The following is a 16,559-nucleotide window of genomic DNA, read 5'->3' on the forward strand; positions in this document are numbered from 1 at the left end:
GCCTGGCGCCTAACGATTAAGTGTGTCGAACGCCTCGTTGAACCAGCCGATGACCATTTTCACTGCCGGGTCCTGGGCCAGCTGGCGTTCGACCTCCCGGCTGTATGCCAGCACTTGCTGGAAATAGGCGAGCTGGGCCTCCCTGTCGGCCTGGGGCGACGGGAACAGCAAGTCGCGGCCCTGCCTCAGCAAGGAGGCCGATTGCGCCGGTCCCGAGCTAATGAGCTGCTCGACTTTTCTCAGCCATTTCACGCCCGGGCTGAAATAGTCGTGACTGGCGAGCAGCGCTTTCATCAGTTTGGTCACCACGTAAATGCCCAGCATGGCACTCAATCCGGGCGCCCCGCCAATTGCCGCCTGCATATCCTCCAACTCTTTTGCAGCCAGCGAGAATTCGGAAATCATGCGCTTTTGCCGCAGCCGGTCGATCTCGTAATAGCGCTTCCACAGGTCGACCAGGGCAACATTCTGCAGCGCCCAACCGCCGGACAGCCTGCTCAGGAAACGCAGGTGATCCACATTTTCGTTCGAGACTTCATTGCTGTTCTTATTGAGGAGCACCTGCGCCCCGCCTGCCAGGCGGATATCGGGGTTGACCTTGATCTCGAAATTCAACTCGATGCCTTCGACGTATAGGACGGCCCAGTTCGACGTGAAATTCCTGTTCTGATACAGCCATTTCACCGGGTAAGCGCCCAAGGACGAAGCGACGTCGCGCAAGGCCTGGGAAGAATTGATCAGCACCAGCAAATCGACATCGGAAACACTGGTGCCGGTGCGTTCCGGAATCGAACCGCCCAGCACCAGGCCATATTCGGCGCCCGGCACCAGCAAGGCATCGAGCAAAGCCGGCAGGTCAATGCGGGCCTCGCGCAAGGCTGCCGAAAACTCGGCCGGGTTGCCGGCCAGGTACAAGGTGTGCGCTCTCTTCTTTCGTTCGCTGTCAGACATCGGTATCCTGTGTCAAGAGTTGGGGTTGCATTAGTGTCGGGCTGCCCTGCAGGCGGCCGCCGTTCAGTTCGTATGTGGCATCGGTCGCGGCCAGGATCGACAGGCGGTGCGAGACGACAATCGTGGTCCGCTCGCGCAGCAAGGGCATGATCGCATCGACCAGGCGCTCCTCGGTTTCAAGGTCGAGCGCTGAAGTCGCTTCATCGAATATCAGGATCGAGGCTGGCGAAAGCAGCGCGCCGGCGATTGCCAGGCGCTGGACCTGGCCGCCGGACAAGGCCTGCCCGCCAGGCCCGACCACAGTATCGAGGCCTTGCGGCAAGCTGGCCAGCCATGACTCCAGTTGGCAATGCCGAAGCATGCGCAGGATAGCCGCGTCATCGGCTGCGCTCGCCAGCCTGACGTTGTCGCGCAGGGTTCCTGCAAGCAGGCCGGGCTTTTGCGGCACCAGGGCGATGTAGCGCCGCAAGTCGGCCAGCTGGAAGTGCGACAGCGGCAAGCCATTGAGCCTGATTTCCCCGCGGTGCGGACACAGGAAGCCCAGCAGCAGGTCAAGCAAGGTCGACTTGCCGCTGCCGCTGGGACCGCGGATGCCGACCAAGGCGCCGGCCGGGACAGTGAAGGACAAGCCCGCCAGCAGCGGGGCGCCGCCGGGATAGGAGAATGCCAGGCCGCTCACGCAAAGCCAGCCGGCGCCGCTTGGCGCGCCAGCGCCATTGGCGCGGCCGGGGTCCGGCTCGCGCTCCAGCGCGAACACTTCATTGAGCCGGGCCATGGCGGCTCCTACGGAGAAAAAGCCGCCCGGCAGCTGCATCAGGTCCAGCATCGGGTTCAGCATCAGCCACAGGTAGGCAAACATCGTCAGCATCTCCGGCACCGACAAGCCGAAGTAGCAGGCCATGCCGACCGCCGCTACCTGGAACAGGTCGACGCACACATTGAATATCACGATGCTTTTTTGCATGGCGGCCGTGCTGGCGCTGGCAAACTGGCGCGAGGTGTCGCGCGCCGATGCCGCCAGTGCTTCCATGGCGCGGAAATAGGCTTGGCTGCGCGAAGTCACGCGCAGCGTCCTGGCATGCTCGGCGGCATTGGACAAGGCTTGCGTCAATTCTTCCGACGCCTGCATCTCGCGCATTTTCAGCTCGGTAAACTGGCGGCTGGCACGCACCGAGAATACGATAAAGCCGGGATAGATGAGGAAGATCGCGACTGCCAGCCAGGCGTTCAGCCACAGCAGGGCGGCGGCAATGCAGAGCAAGCTGAGCGCTGCGACAAGGGCCCGGCTCAGGGTCGCGCCCAAGAAGTTGCCGATGAGGTCAATGTCGCTGATGCCGCGCGCGGCAATCATGGCGCCGCCGGCGCGTTCCAGCGCATGCAGGCGCACATGTTCCAGGTGCCGCATGAAGCCGGTCCGCAACTGGAACACCAGGTCCTTGGACAGCCCCATGAAGGCATCGGCTTGGAAACGGTTGAGGACCAGGACTGCCAGCCGCATTGACAGCAAGGCCAGCAGGCAGGCAGGCAACAGGAGCGCGGCCCAGCCGCCGGCCGGCGCCAGCCATGCCGGCTGCGTCCCCGGGCGCAGCAGCAGCCAGTCGACAAGCTTGGGGATCAGCGCCGGCATCGGCAGGCTGACCAGCCCGACCAGGAAGGCGGCGCCATTTGCCAGCGCCAGGTGGCGCCTGGCACGCACCAGCTGGCGCAGCAAGCCGGGCCAGGACAAGCGCTCAGTCATCAAGCCTCCCGCCGCCATGCGCGTTGGTCCGGTAGGCGATGTGCAAGACATCGATGTCGTCAAGGTGCAATGAATCGGAGAATTGCGGCGCGGCCAGCAGGCGCGGCGCACTGAGCTTGCGGGTCAGGGCAGCAAACAGCGCCACCAGCTCCATGCGGGCGATGGCATTGCCCAGGCAAAAATGCTGGCCCACGCCAAATGCGCGATGGCTGTTGCCGGCATCGGGCACGCGCGCCACATCGAAGGCTTGCGCGTCGGGGCCGAACAAAGCCGCAGAAAAATGCGCCGGCCGGTAACACAGCAAAAGCTTGTCGCCCTTGCCGATCGCCACCCCTTCCAGTTGCGTGTCCGCCATGGCAGTCCGGCGCATGCAGGTAAAGGCCGGCGCATGGCGCAGCATTTCCTCGACCGCGTTGGGCAGCAGTTGCGGCTGCGCCTGTAGGCGCAGCCATTGCGCCGGGTGCCGGATCAGCAGCAACATGCCATGCGCGATGGTGGCACGGGTGCTGGATGTGCCGGCAATCAGCACGAACACCAGCAAGCTGACGATGTCCCCATCGCTCAGCGGCTTGCCGTCGGCCTCGGCCTCCAGCATGGCTGCCATCAGGCTGCCGGGCACGGCTGCACCGCTGCGGCAGCGCTGCAACTGCTGCAAGGCGTACAGGTATAACTCGGAGGCCGCCCGCGCCTTGCCGGCCGGCGTGCCGAACAGCGCTTGCTGCACCAGCGGCGCGAGCGCCAGGTGGTCGTCCGTTGGCAGCCCGAGGATGTGCAGGATGGTCAGGAAGGGCAGCACGCCGGCCACCTGCGCCACGAACTCGCAGCGCTGGCTGCCCAGCAGTGCGTCGACCGTCAGTTGCGCGTAGCGTTCGATGTGAGGCCGGTAGCGCTGGCGTGCCTGCTCGCTGAAATGCCGGGCCAGGATGGCGCGGTGCGCCTTGTGCTGCGGCGGGTCCATATTGATCAACTGACGGCGCAGGATGTGCAGCGCGCTGTCGCCGTACTCTTCCGGCATGGCGCTGCGTGCGGCCGAGGAAAACAGCTGCGGATGGCGCGCAACGTGGTCGATCGCATCGCGTCCCGTGACAATCACGCAGGGCGCGCCGGTAAACGGGTCTTGCGCGCGCTGGACGGGAACGTCGGCCCAGACGGCCCCGATCTCGCGCCACAGATCGGCGCTGCTGCGCGCGCGGCCTTGCAGCGGGCATTCATCCATGGGCCACCTGCGTGTCCAGGAAGGCGGCGCTGGCGCTGGCCAGCCGCTGCTCCACATCGCTGGCAGCCGCCAGCGCCGCAAGCAGCGCGCGCCGGCCTGGCTCGCCCCGCTCCGGCGTCGTGGTGTTCAGCGTGCGCCCCACTTTGTCCCATGCCAGCACGCTGTAGCGATGGCTCAGGCTCAATTGGGAAAAAGCCGCCTGCGGCAAGCGGGCCTCCCAGCAGCCTAGCGCTGCGGCCTGCAGTTTCTTGGCCGCCAGCACGTCGTAAAACTGCCAGCTCAGGAAAGTTTTCAAGTCGGGGGCGCCGCTGCGCTGCAACAGCGCATGCTGGCCAAACAGCTCGGCGCCGGGCTCCTGCACCAGGGCAGTCAGTGCCGGCAAGGCGTCCCCGCACGACAACTGCCTGCCGGCCGGCGTGGCGTGCGCGTGCCGGCAGGCTTGCAACTGCGCCGCCAGGAAATCGCGCAGGTAAGCTTCGCCCGTGTAATAGTCGACTGCCGCGCTGTCGATGCTGATCTCATGGACTTCGGCATAGGCCTCGAAGGCCGGCAGCAAGCCTTGCTTGGCAATGATGCCGACACAGCGGTTTTGCGGATGCGGCCTGTACTGCCGCCGGTCGAGCACGGCCGGGTCTTCCACATAGTAGTACTCCGTTGCGTTCATGCCGACGATCAGGATGAAATGGGAAAAGTGCTTGCGCGCCGGATCGTAGGGCGCATCGAAGCTGCGGAAGTTGAGGAAAAAAGGCAAGCGCTCGCAAAACGTGTCGACCGTCACCGCCTGTCCGGCGCGCAGGCGCGCATCGATCGCATCGAGCGCGGCCGCGCCTTGCAGGCGCTGGCGCTGCAGCGCGAAGTCCTGCACGCAGGGCAACACCGGCATGCCCCGGTAATGGGCCCCCATGAACGAGAGCGAACCGAAATCCCGCAAGTTGCCGTGGCAGTCGCGCACGGCGCACAGCAGGGCCGACTGCATGAACATATTGGCCCAGTTGCGCTGGGCGCCAAACCATGTCTTGCAATGGAAGTACAACTTACTGTTCAGGCAATTCAGCGCGCTTGCCACGGCATCGGCCTGGCCGGCGGCATCGCAGTAGTAGTCAAGTGAGAGGTAATCCATGCGCTGCGGCCGCATTCCTATCATTTTATTAATTGCAAAGACGGTAATTGTTGCATTATGATAATGTAGATCAAGGATACTGAATAGCCCCGCATGCCTGCCATCCGTGCCAGGCCCACTGGAAAGCGCATTGAACCGTCTCTTAGAATTTGCGACGATACTTCGTTCGGATGACTGGCTGATGGCAACGCTGGCGCTCTGCCGCAAGCAGCTGCCGGTGGACGCCTATATCGGCGCCGGCGCCATCCGCAATTGCATCTGGAATCATGTGCACGGCTACCCGCGCGGCCAGGCCGGCGACGTCGACGTGGTGTATTTCGATGCCGCCATGGCGCCCGGCGCCGATGCCGAATTCACGCGCCGCCTGCAGGCGGCCCAGCCCGCGACCCAATGGGAAGTCACCAACCAGGCCCACGTGCACCTGTGGTACCGCGACTATTTCGGACAGGAGGTGGCGCCGCTGGCGACGCTTGCCCAAGCCGTTGCCAGCTGGCCCGACACGGCCACGGCCGTCGCGGTGCGGCTGCGCGACGACGGCCAGTTCGACGTGGTCGCGCCGTTCGGCCTGGACGACCTGTTCGAACTGCAGCTGCGCTGGAACCCGGGCCGCATCAGCCGGGCCGACTTCCTGGCGCGCATCCAGGCCAAGCAGTGGCTGGCACATTGGCCGCGCCTTCGCGTGCTTGCCAATTGACGGCGCCCGGCAAAGCGGTTTCCCTGATCCGCAAGGCGGCCCCGCGGCCGGAGCGGCAATCGCTGGGCGCGCGGCGCCAGACGCTGTGCGATGCGCTGGCGCTGGCAGGGCTGGACGGCGACACGGGAGCGCTGGCCGACCGCCTGCTGCAACTGCAGCTGGCACCGCCTGCCATGGCGCAGGCGCTGCGCCAGGCGCTGGGCGAGCGCGTGCATTGGGTGCACGTCACAGGGACGCTGGAGGACCGCCTGCTGCTGCTGGCCACCGCCGCGCACGGCGGCATCGCGTGTTCGCTGGGTGCGCCGCTGGCGGCGCTGTCGGCCCCGCCTGGCAGTCCCTTGCTGCAGCTGGAACACTTGCTGAGCCCCTGCCTTGCCCGGTTTTCCTGCAGCCAGCGCCAGCAGCACCGGCTGGGCTTTCCGCAGGTGGCCCTGGTGGCGCTCTACCACCCTGAGCAGTTCCCCTTGCCGCGCTTCCCGCTGGGCATCTCCGATATGGCCAGGGCGCTGCGCAAGCAAAAGCTGGGCACCGTTTCCCTGCACGATATGCAGTTCGGCCATTCGGCGCCCGCCATCGTGGCCGCGCTGCTGCGCGAGCGGCCCGACATCATCGGCATCTCGATCACGTTTGGCCAGCATGACCTGCTCGAACAGATCCTGGCCGGACTGGCCGCCGAACCGGCCTACCAGCCGCTGCTGGTGCTCGGCGGCAGCCTCGCTGCGCTCAACTACGACATGCTGTTGCGCACGCTGCCCGTGCACTTCGTCGCCACCGGCCCGGGCGAGCGCACCATGCAGGACGTGGTGGCGCACTGGCACGGCGACCTGGCGCGCGACGAGATTGTCGACGTAGCCTACCTGGAGCAGGCGGCGGTGCGGCGCACGCGCCGCATCAACAACCGCCAGTACGACGACATCCATCCCGAACTCGACCTGCTCGAAGCCACCCTGGCGCATGGCGGCGTGATGCAGCTCGAATCGAGCCGCGGCTGCAGTTACGCCTGCTCCTTCTGCCCGCGCGAACACAAGGGCATCTGGTCGGGCGACGATGCGGCCGCCATTGCCAGCCTGCTGCCCGAGATCGACGCGGTCTACCGCAAGTTTCCCGAGGTCGACCGGCGCATTTTCCTGGTCGACGAAGAGTTCGTCGGCTATGCGATGGAAGAGCAGGCCCAGCAGCGCTGCCTGCGGTTCGGGCAGGCGCTGCGCGCGCACGGCTTCCGCTACGAAACCAGTTCGCGCGTGGACCAGGTCTGCCGCCCGTCCAAGGACGCGGCCTGGCATGCCAACCGCATGCGTTTCTGGACCGGCCTGCGCCAGGCCGGGCTCGATCGCTGCCTGTTCGGCGTGGAATCCGGGGTCGACTCCATCCTGCAGCGCTTCAACAAGAAGACCACGGCGGCGCAAAACGTGCTGGCTTTGCGCATCCTGACCTCGCTGGCACTGCCGATCCGCTGCACTTACATCACGTTCGATCCACTGATGAGTTTTGCCGAATTGCTTGCCACCTTTGCCTTCCTCGGGCGGCGCGACGTGCTGATGCAACCTTCGTCCCTGCCATACGAGCAGCTGTTCCAGCGCCTCAGCGACCCCGCCCATGTGGCGCAGCACCAGGCCGGCGTGCCGTTCTACCGCATGGTCTCCTACATGCTGGTGAGCATGGAGGGCCTGATCGGCTCCCCCTACCTGCAGATGGCGGAACAGGCCGGGCTGGCGCACGCGCTGAATCCCCTGATGGGCCGGCGCGAGCTGGCGTTCCGCGATGCGCGCGTGGGCGCCATCAGCCAGGCTTGCCAGCTGTGGGTGGACCGCAACTTCAGCCTGGATTATCTGTTAAAGAGCATTGAAAAAGTCGCCGACAGCAATGCGCGTCAGCAGGTGCGCCAACTGCGCCTGCTGCTCAAGGATGCCGCCTATGAATTGCTGGCGCTATGCCTGGCGGCGTTCGAGCCGCCGGTGCTGCAGCAAGTGCCGCGCTGGCAGGTGCTGCAGCCGACCGCCTTGCCGGCGGCGCCCCTGGCCGGCAGCGCCGCCACTGCGCCGCTGCTGCAAGCGATCCTCGAGCAAGCCTTTGCCGACCTGCTGCCCGCCGTGCAGGCCAGCTGCCAGGCGCTCTACGGCAGCATTCCTGCCCGCTTCCAACAACCAATCCGGGAACAACTCCAACAATGGTCATCGAGAAACGAGTGGCGTTTAATCAACGGCCAGTGATGGCCGGCGCCGTCGCCGACATGGCGCCGATCGACATCAAGCTCGAATTGCTGTCGTTCGGCGTGCGCCTGACGCCGTCGCTGCTGGCCAACTATGGCCGGCCCTACCTGCAAAAGCGGCGCGCCTACGGCAATCCGGACCCGGTGGCCCTGCGTACGGCCAGCATTCCGCAGGAACTTTACCTGGGCGGCGGCGCCCTGGTCTGCGCGGTCAATGTGCGCCTCGATTCGCCGTGGACGCTCGATTATGCCGATGGCCAGTTTTTCCTGCGCTGTGCCGGGCGCCAGGGCACGGCCGCGGTGGGCTTCCCACTGCATCCGCGCTACTACGACCAGCGCGCCGACGACGGCTTCAGCGTGGCCGAGCTGGCCACCCTGTATGGCGGCGCGGCCCTGGGCATCTTCGTGTACGGCGATTGTGCGCTGGTCACGGCCGGCAAGGCTTGCCACTACTGCTCGATCGAACCGAACCGCAGCAAGTCCTCCGGTTTCCAGAGCGTGATTGCGCCCGACGACGTCTACCGCGCCATCGTCACCGCATTGGCGCTGGACGATGGCAGCATCACCCAGGTCATGCTCAACGGCGGCAACTTCCCCGACCTCGACCGCAACTTCGCGTTCTACCTGCGCATTGCGCAAGCGGCGCGGCGGGCGGTCGACGCCTCGGGCAAGGCGCTGCCGATCCACCTGATCGCCTTCCCGCCCAGGAACCGCGCCCTGCTGCGCGAACTCGCCGGCCTGGGCGTGGAAGTGGCCTTCAATACCGAAGTCTACGACCCGCAGCTGTTTGCGCGCTACTGTCCCGGCAAGCATGCCGACGGCGGCCAGCGGCTGCTGTTTGACGCGATCGAGGAAAGCGCCAGCGTGCTGGGGGCAGGGCGCGTCTATTCGATCTTTGTCGGTGGCCTGGAACCCCTGCCCAGCCTGCGCGCCGGGCTGGCGCATGTGGCCCGCCTGGGCGGCACCCCGGTCATCAACGTCTTCCATGCCGACCCGGAAACCCCGCTGGCACAGTTTCCTGTCGCCGCCCCGGCGGCCATCCACCAGATGGGTTGGGCGCTGCAGGAGACCTACCAACAGTTCGGCATCAGCCAGCCGTTCTATGACAATTGCGGGCGCAACTCGCTGGACTCGGAAGCCCACCGGCGCCTGTTCCAGCGTGCGCCCTGAGGCCGGCCGCCGGCGACTTTTCCAGACTCAGGACACACTATGCATAACGGCTTTATCGTATTCGAAGGCGTCGACGGCGCCGGCAAGTCCACCGTGGCGCAACTGGTGGCGCAGGCGCTGCAGCAGGACGACCCGGGCGCGTGCTACTGGGACAAGCGCGCCACGCACTTCGACAGCCAGTTCGCGCGCCAGCAAATGGAAACCATCAAGGCGGCGCTGTGGGACTACCAGAAGGATGCCAATATCCTCGAGCTGGGCAATATGCACTGGCTATCGCTGATGTGCTCCTGGTTCAGCGCGATCGACGAGCTGGTGGTCAAACCGGCCAGGGCGCAGCAGCGCACGCTGGTGATGGATAACTGGCATTACAAATTCTCCTCGCGTTTCCTGCTGAAGGACGACTTCGACCCGGCCCTGGTGCGCATGATGTTTTCCCAACTGACCAGGCCTGACCGGATCGTGTTTTTGCAGGTCGACCCGGCCACGGCTGCCGAGCGCAAGGGCGGGGTGTTCCAGCCTTCCGAATGCGGGGTGCTGGCGGCGCCGCACCTGGCCGGGCGCGCCAGCTTCATGGCCTACCAGGCGGCGGTGCAGCAGCAGTTGCTGGCGGTGTGCGACAGCGCCCAGACCCTGCTGGTCGACGCCAGCGAGGGCAGCGCCGAACACGTTGCCGCCGCCGTGCTGGCGCAACTGCGCGCCTGAAGGCCGGGCCCATGGACCTGTCTCGCACGCCCGCCGGCGCAGCCACTGTGATCGATGACAGCCTGTCGCTGCATGCCATGCTGCTGCGCCAGGTAGCCGCCCGGCCGCAGGCGCTGGCCGTGCAATGCGGCAGCGAACGGCTCAGCTACGCGGCGCTGCACCGCCAGCAGCAGGCCCTGGCGGCGCTGCTGCAACGGCATCGGCTCGGCGCCGGCGCCGTGGTCGGCATTTACCTGGAACGCGGCAACGCACTGCTGGCCGCCATCCTGGCCGTCAATAGCGTGGGCGCCGCCTTCCTGCTGCTCGACCCGGCCACGCCGACCGAGCGCCTGGCCCGCATGGTCGAACAGTCCGGCCTGCGCTACGTGCTGACCCAGGCCGCCATGCCCGGCCTGCCGGGGGCGCCGGCCGCCACCCGGATTCACCTCGACGATGGAGACGGCGCCGCGCCGCCGCTGCCGCGCCCGGCGTCGGCGCAGGCACCGTGCTACCTGATGTTCACTTCCGGCTCGAGCGGCCTGCCCAAGGGCGTGCAGCTTGGCTGCGGCGGCCTGTCGCACCTGCTGCAGGCGATGGCCGGTGCGCTGGCGCTGCAAGCGGACGACAATGTGCTGGTGCTGTCCTCGCTGGGCTTTGACATTGCCTTGCTGGAATTGCTGATGCCGCTGGTGTGCGGCGCTTGCGCGACCATCGTGCCGCAAGCGGCGCTGGGCGACAGTGCCGCCATCCGCAGCCTGATCGATACGGCCGCCGTCAGCGTGGTGCAGGCCACCCCGTCCAGCTTCCAGTGGCTGGCGGCCGGCAGCTGGCGGCCGCGGCGGCGCCTGCAGCTGCTGTGCGGCGGCGAAGTGCTGCCGCCCGGCCTGCTCAAGCACTTGCTGCAGCTGGGCGAGCGGGTCTGGCACGCCTATGGGCCGACCGAGACCACCATCTGGTCGCTGCTGCAGCCGATCAGCGATCCGGCCACGCCCGTCCTGCTTGGCGCGCCCATCGGCCGCACGCAGCTGCGCGTACTCGACGCCGCACTGCGCCCGGTGGCGCCCGGCGACACGGGCGAACTCTACCTGGGCGGGCCGGGCCTGGCCCTGGGCTACCTGTCCGGCGAGCGGCAGCGCTTTGTGACGCTCGAGGGCGGCGTGTTCTACCGGACGGGCGACCGCGTGCGCCGGGGCAGCCAGGGGCTGGAATTTGTCGGCCGCAGCGACCGCCAGGTGAAGATCCGCGGTCACCGCCTAGAGCTCGATGAAGTGGAAGCGCTGCTGCGCAGCCACCCGCTGGTGGCGGCGGCGGCCGTGACGGCGGAATGGAGCGCCGGCCACTGCAGCGCCACCCTGGCGTACCTGGTGCTCCATGGCCTGGACGGCGGCCTGCCGGATGCGTTGACCGCGCTGGCGATCGACGAGCTCAAGCGCTGGTTGGGCCAGCGCCTGCCGCGCGCCGCCCTGCCGCGCCATTACCGCGTGCTGGCCAGCCTGCCGCTGACGGCCAGCGGCAAGACCGCTTACGCGGCGCTGCCGGCCGCCGCGGCGCCCTGTGCCGCCGCACCCGCACCGCCGCCGGGCGCCCTGGAACGCCGCCTGCTGGCGCTCTGGCAGCGATTGCTCAAGCTCGAACAGCTGGGCCTTGAGGACGACTTCTTTGCCATCGGTGGCGACTCGCTGCTGGCGGCCATGCTGGCCTTTGAAGTGCAGCAGGCGTTCGGCATCGAGTTCTCCATCGCGACCGTGCTGGAAAACAGTTCGCTGCGGGGCATGGCCGCCGCGATTGCCAGGGCCGCCGGGCAGCGCGATGAGTGAGGCTGCGGCGCCGCGCCTGCATCGCAAGGAGCCCATGCCCAGGCGCTTTTTCGCCGAAGTCGTGTGCCTGTCGGCCAATGGCGAATTCCTGGCCGCCGCCCACTTCCGCGACAGCGCCAAGCGCGGCGTGGTGCACCTGTTCCAATGCCGGCAGGGCCATTGGAGCAATGCCGGTGCGCCCTTCGAAGGCAGCCTGCCTGGCCTGTACCTGGGCAATGCGCTGGCCCTGTCGGCCGACGGGCGCACCCTGGCCATCGCCGGCGATGGCAACAAGAAGACCGCCGGCTGCGTAGCGCTGTACCAATTCCGGGACGGGCACTGGCACCCGAAAGGGGCGCCCTTGCGCGGCAAGGCCGCCACCCATTTCGGCAGCAGCGTGGCGCTCAGCGCCGACGGCAATATCGTGGCCATCGGCCAGCGCAGCGCGGCCGGCGGCGGCGCAGTGCATGTGTTCCGCTATGCCGCCGGCAGCTGGCAGCGCCACGGCGCGGTGCTCGGCGCCGCTGCCGCGCAGGGCGATTTCGGCATCGCCGTTTCGCTCTGCAGCACGGGCGAGCGGCTGGCGGTCGGCGCCAATTCCTTCAAGGCCGGCTTGTACGGCTCGGTCAGCGTGTTCCACTATGCCGGCCAGGCCTGGCAACTGCGCGGCGCGCCGATCCGCGGTGGGCTGCAGAGCCACTTCGGCACGGCTGTCAAGCTCTGCGCCGCAGGCGAGACCGTGGCGGTGGGCAGTCCCAGCTGCAGCAACGGACGAGGCAGTGTCCGCGTGTACCGGTTCCGCGCGGGCCATTGGCGTCAGCTGGGCGAGACGCTGGCCGGCGAGCACCCGCAAGCGTTCATGGGCAATGCAGTCGACCTGTCGGAAGACGGGCGCATGCTGGTGGCCGGCAGCGATGGACTGGCCGGCGCTTCCGGTGCCGTCCTGGTCTACCTGTTCGACGGCAGCCGCTGGCAGCGCAGCAGCGTCACCCTGTTCGGCGAGGCCGGCAACAGCTACTTCGGCTTGTCGGTCTCGCTGTCGACCGCCGGCGGCAAGATAGCGTCGGCCAACCTGAATGTACTCAACGACAGCGTGGTGCACCGCTTCACGCTGGCCGATGCCCAGCCGGCGCCGGCTGCGGCGCAGCGGGCGCCGGAACTGCTGGCCGCGCCCTAGCCGGCCCGGCTCGCCTCAGGCCGGCAGCAGCAGGGGCGCAGCGCGCAGTGCGCTCAGTTGCTGCGGCGCGAGGCGGGCGGCGGCGCTGGCGAGATGGCGGGCGGCGGCGGGCTGGCCGCTGCGCTCGGCCAGCGCCAGCCAGCGCCAGGCTTGTTCGGCGTCGGCCGGCGTGCCCTGGCCGCACAAGAGCATCAGGCCGGCATTGAGCTGGGCGCGGCCGTGGCCCTGGCGCGCAGCGGCCAGGTACCAGGACAGCGCTTGCGGGAAGTCGCGCGGCAGGCCCTGGCCGCTGTCGTAGCGCAGGCCGAGCGTGAAGCAGGCCAGCACGTGGCCCTGCCCGGCGGCCTTGCGGTACCAGGCGTGCGCTTGCTGCTGGTCGGGCGCGGGGCCGTCGTCGCGGTCGTGGATCTGGCCCAGCATGAATTGCGCGGCGGCGTACTCTTGTTCGGCGGCGCGGCGGAACCAGGCCAGCGCCTTGCGCGCATCTGGCGCCACGCCCTGCCCGGTTTCATAGCGCAGGCCAAGGTCGAACTGGGCGCGCAAGTGGCCCTGGTCGGCCGCCTTGCGATACCAGAAGATGGCTTCCTGCTGGTCGCGCGGCACGCCGAGGCCCTGCTCATGCAACAGCGCCAGGTGGTATTGTGCGGCGGGATGCCCCGTTTCCGAGGCCTTGCGGTACCAGTGCGCTGCCTGGCGGTGATCTTGTGCCACGCCTTGGCCTTGCTCGTAACGTTGACCCAGGTTGTTTTGCGCGCCGGCGTGTCCCAGTTCGGCGGCGCGGCGGTACCACTTCAATGCCTGCGCTTCGTCGCGCGGCACGCCATTGCCGTTGTCGTAGATCAGGCCCAGGTTGAACTGGGAGCTGGCGTGGTCCTGTTCCGCCGCCAGGGTGTACCACTTGATGGCGCGCGCGGCGTCGGGCGGCACGTCCTGTCCTTTGTCGTAGCGTAGCGCGAGGTTGAATTGCGCGGCCGCGTAGCCTTGCTCGGCAGCCTTGCGGAACCAGCCCAGCGCCTGCTTGCCGTCCTGCGCCACGCCTTGTCCGTTGTCGTAGCGCAGGCCAAGGTTGAACTGGGCGCGCGCATACCCCTGGTCGGCGGCCTTGCGGTACCACATGATCGCTTGCTCGAAATCCTGCGGCACGCCTCTGCCGCTGTCGTACATCATGCCCAGGTTGTTCTGCGCGCCGGGGTCGCCCTGCCCGGCGGCCTTGGCGAACCAATAGCGCGCTCTTTCGGTATCGTGCGGCACCCCCCGGCCCTTGGCATACAGCCAGCCCAGGTTGTATTGCGCGGCGGCGTAGCCCTGTTCCGCCGCGAGCTGGTACCAGTGCGCCGCCTCGGCGAAATCGGTGTCGACGCCCTGCCCCTTCTGGAACATCACGCCGAGGTTGTATTGGGCGTGCTCCAGGCCTGCATTGGCGGCTTGGCGATACCAGGCCACGGCCAGCTCATAGCTTTGCGCCACGCCCTGTCCGTTGAAGTACATGAAGCCCAGGCTATGCTGGGCATTGGCCACGCCGCGCTCGGCCAGTTGGCGCACGCGCAGGAATTCGTCGACTTCAGTCGGTGCGTGGCGCTGCATGGACGATCAGGCCTGGCTGGCCAGGCGCAGGCCGGCGGGGGCGGCAAGGGCAGGAGCGTCGGCCTGGTTCTGCGCCGCCAGCACTTCCATGAAGCTGGTCAGCGCAATCGGCCGGTAATACAGGTAGCCCTGCATGGTGGCGCAGCCGTTGGCGGCCAGGTAGCGTGCCTGCACTTCGGTCTCCACCCCTTCCGCCACCAGGTGCAGGCCCAGGCCGCGCGCGATCGAGATGATGGCCAGGATCACCGGATAGTGGCCATGCTCGTCGTGGATTTCCTTGACGAAGCTCTGGTCGATCTTGATGGTGTGGATCGGGAAGCGGTGCAGGTAGGACAGCGAGGAGTAGCCGGTGCCGAAGTCGTCGATGGCGACCGACACGCCCAGCTGGCACAGCTTGTTCAACTGCTCGATGGCGTACTGCGGGTTGCGGATGCAGATGTTCTCCGTGATCTCGACTTCGATCTGCGACGGCGAAATCTGGTAGCGCGCCAGCGCGTTACGCATCTTCTCGAAGAAGTCGCCGCGATCCAGGTATTGCGGCGACAGGTTCAGCGACAGGCGGATATTGTCGGCGCCGGCCGCATTCCACAGCAGCAGGTCGCGGCATAGCGCGCCGATCATCCAGTCCGAAATCGGCAGCATCAGGCCGTTCTCTTCGGCAAACGGCAGGAACTCGCCGGCCGACAGCAGGCCGCGACCTGGATGGTTCCAGCGCATCAGGCCTTCGGCGCCGATGATGCGGCCCGATGCCATGTCGACCTGCGGCTGGTAATACATTTCCAGTTCGTTGTTTTCCAGCGCCTTGCGCAGCGACTGCTCCAGCGCGATCTTCTGGTGCGACATGTCCTGCATCGACGGATGGTAGAAGCTGTGGCCGTTCTTGCCTTGCGCCTTGACCTGGTACATGGCGATGTCGGCGTGGCGCAGCAGCTCTTCAATCGAGTCGCCGTCGTTCGGATAAACCGCGATGCCGATCGATGCCGAGATGTGCACCACGTGGCCGTCCAGGTCGAACGGCGATTGCAGCACTTCCTGGAATTTGTCGGCAATCGCCTTGGCGTCGGCGCGGTCGCGCAGCTCGGGCAGCACGATGGTGAATTCGTCGCCGCTGTGGCGCGCCAGCGTGTCGCCCTTGCGCAGGCATTCCTTCAGGCGCCGCGCGGCCTGCTGCAGCAGTTCGTCACCTTTCACGTGGCCCAGCGTATCGTTGACCAGCTTGAAGCGGTCGAGGTCGATGAACATCACGGCCAGTTCGGCCAGCTTGCGCTTGGCCTGGATCACGGCCAGGCCCAGGCGGTCCTTGAACAGGATGCGGTTCGGCAGGTCGGTCAGGATATCGTGATAGGCCTGGTAGGAGATCATCTCCTCCGCGCGCTTGCGGTCGGTGATGTCGCGCGCCACGCCGTAGGTGCCGAAGAATTCGTGGCGCGACATCTCTTCGCCCGGCACGTGCATGCCGATCGCGTTCAGGGAAATCGTCATCAGCGTATTGCTGAAGGTGCGGTCGCCGGCGGCACTGTTATTGCACTTCAGGCGCAGCTCCACATTGCGCGAGGCGCGCTCGTCGACGCGCCGCTCGTTGAACACATAGCGCGCACGCTCCTGGTCTTCCTCGTGCACCAGCACCGAGTAGTGGCGGCCGATCAGTTCTTCGCGCGCATATCCCAGCAGCTGGTAGGCGCGGTCGTTGACGAAGGTGAAGCAGCCTTCATGGTTCAGGGTATAGATGATGTCGGGCGAGCTGTCCACCAGGTAGCGGTACATCTTTTCCGAATTTTCCAGGCGCTGCGCAATGCGCAGGTTCTCCACCGCCAGCCGGCGCTTTTGCAGCGCGTTCTCCACGGTCCTGATCAGCTCGGGCGGGTTGTACGGCTTGCGCAGGTAGTCGTAGGCGCCGCGCTTCAAAGCGCCGATGGCGGCCTCGATGCCGGCCTCGCCGCTCATCACGATCACGTCGCAGTCGATCTCGCGCGCGTTCACGAAATCCATGATGTCGTGGCCGCTCATGTCGGGCAGGCGCAGGTCCAGCAGCAGCAGGTCGAATTGCTGGCGGCTCAGATGGGCCAGCGCTTCGGCACCGGTGGCCGCGGTAACCAGCTGGTAGCTGTCCTGCACGCGCAGCAGCTCGTACAGGGAAGACAGCAGGCGCGGTTCGTCGTCTACCAGCAGCAGGCGTGGCTGGAATTCCGGTACCGGGGACGTCGGGATCATCTGGTTCATGCA

12 protein-coding genes are annotated in these 16,559 nt (G+C 66.9%); 6 read left to right on the forward strand and 6 right to left on the reverse strand.

What is annotated here, in order from left to right:
• Positions 1 to 9: 9 nt before the first annotated feature.
• The 4 genes from BM269_RS18170 to BM269_RS18185 are packed head-to-tail and all read right to left on the reverse strand — an operon-like array spanning position 10 to position 5,025.
• Entirely contained in the window at positions 10 to 951 is a 942-nt protein-coding gene (locus BM269_RS18170; RefSeq protein ID WP_139232784.1) for a hypothetical protein, read from the reverse strand.
• Positions 944 to 2,689 carry an ABC transporter ATP-binding protein gene (locus BM269_RS18175; protein ID WP_170860416.1) on the reverse strand — a complete coding sequence of 582 codons (1,746 nt, stop codon included), beginning with the start codon at positions 2,687 to 2,689 and terminating at the stop codon, positions 944 to 946. The genes BM269_RS18170 and BM269_RS18175 overlap by 8 nt, the downstream gene beginning before the upstream one ends.
• The gene (locus BM269_RS18180; protein ID WP_090439909.1) at positions 2,682 to 3,905 is read right to left on the reverse strand and encodes a cytochrome P450; all 1,224 of its coding nucleotides are present in this window, start codon (positions 3,903 to 3,905) and stop codon (positions 2,682 to 2,684) included. The genes BM269_RS18175 and BM269_RS18180 overlap by 8 nt, the downstream gene beginning before the upstream one ends.
• Positions 3,898 to 5,025 (reverse strand): hypothetical protein, encoded by a 1,128-nt coding sequence (locus tag BM269_RS18185; RefSeq protein WP_139232786.1) that lies wholly within the window; start codon positions 5,023 to 5,025, stop codon positions 3,898 to 3,900. The genes BM269_RS18180 and BM269_RS18185 overlap by 8 nt, the downstream gene beginning before the upstream one ends.
• A 130-nt stretch (positions 5,026 to 5,155) precedes the next feature.
• On the opposite strand from BM269_RS18185, the gene BM269_RS18190 reads away from it, so the two are divergent.
• From BM269_RS18190 to BM269_RS18215, 6 genes are read left to right on the forward strand one after another with little or no spacing between them, the layout of a single operon-like run.
• Positions 5,156 to 5,719, forward strand: coding sequence for a nucleotidyltransferase family protein (locus BM269_RS18190; protein WP_139232787.1), 564 nt, complete (start codon positions 5,156 to 5,158; stop codon positions 5,717 to 5,719).
• Positions 5,677 to 7,929, forward strand: coding sequence for a B12-binding domain-containing radical SAM protein (locus BM269_RS18195; RefSeq protein ID WP_139232788.1), 2,253 nt, complete (start codon positions 5,677 to 5,679; stop codon positions 7,927 to 7,929). The genes BM269_RS18190 and BM269_RS18195 overlap by 43 nt, the downstream gene beginning before the upstream one ends.
• On the forward strand, positions 7,905 to 9,098 hold the full coding sequence (locus BM269_RS18200) for a radical SAM protein (RefSeq protein ID WP_139232789.1): 1,194 nt from the start codon (positions 7,905 to 7,907) through the stop codon (positions 9,096 to 9,098). The genes BM269_RS18195 and BM269_RS18200 overlap by 25 nt, the downstream gene beginning before the upstream one ends.
• Before the next feature lie 39 nt (positions 9,099 to 9,137).
• Positions 9,138 to 9,800 (forward strand): nucleoside/nucleotide kinase family protein, encoded by a 663-nt coding sequence (locus tag BM269_RS18205; RefSeq protein ID WP_090439925.1) that lies wholly within the window; start codon positions 9,138 to 9,140, stop codon positions 9,798 to 9,800.
• 11 nt (positions 9,801 to 9,811) lie between these two features.
• A complete protein-coding gene (locus tag BM269_RS18210) occupies positions 9,812 to 11,596 on the forward strand; it encodes a non-ribosomal peptide synthetase (RefSeq protein ID WP_170860417.1) in 1,785 nt (594 codons plus the stop codon).
• Positions 11,597 to 11,630: 34 nt separating this feature from the next.
• On the forward strand, positions 11,631 to 12,752 hold the full coding sequence (locus BM269_RS18215) for a WD40 repeat domain-containing protein (protein ID WP_139232790.1): 1,122 nt from the start codon (positions 11,631 to 11,633) through the stop codon (positions 12,750 to 12,752).
• Positions 12,753 to 12,767: 15 nt separating this feature from the next.
• On the opposite strand, the gene BM269_RS18220 is transcribed toward BM269_RS18215, so the two are convergent.
• On the reverse strand, positions 12,768 to 14,336 hold the full coding sequence (locus BM269_RS18220; protein WP_090439934.1) for an SEL1-like repeat protein: 1,569 nt from the start codon (positions 14,334 to 14,336) through the stop codon (positions 12,768 to 12,770).
• Positions 14,337 to 14,342: 6 nt separating this feature from the next.
• Positions 14,343 to 16,556 carry a putative bifunctional diguanylate cyclase/phosphodiesterase gene (locus BM269_RS18225; protein WP_090439937.1) on the reverse strand — a complete coding sequence of 738 codons (2,214 nt, stop codon included), beginning with the start codon at positions 16,554 to 16,556 and terminating at the stop codon, positions 14,343 to 14,345.
• Positions 16,557 to 16,559 lie beyond the last annotated feature (3 nt).

The organism is Duganella sp. CF458, assembly GCF_900113115.1.
Classification (GTDB): domain Bacteria; phylum Pseudomonadota; class Gammaproteobacteria; order Burkholderiales; family Burkholderiaceae_D; genus Rugamonas.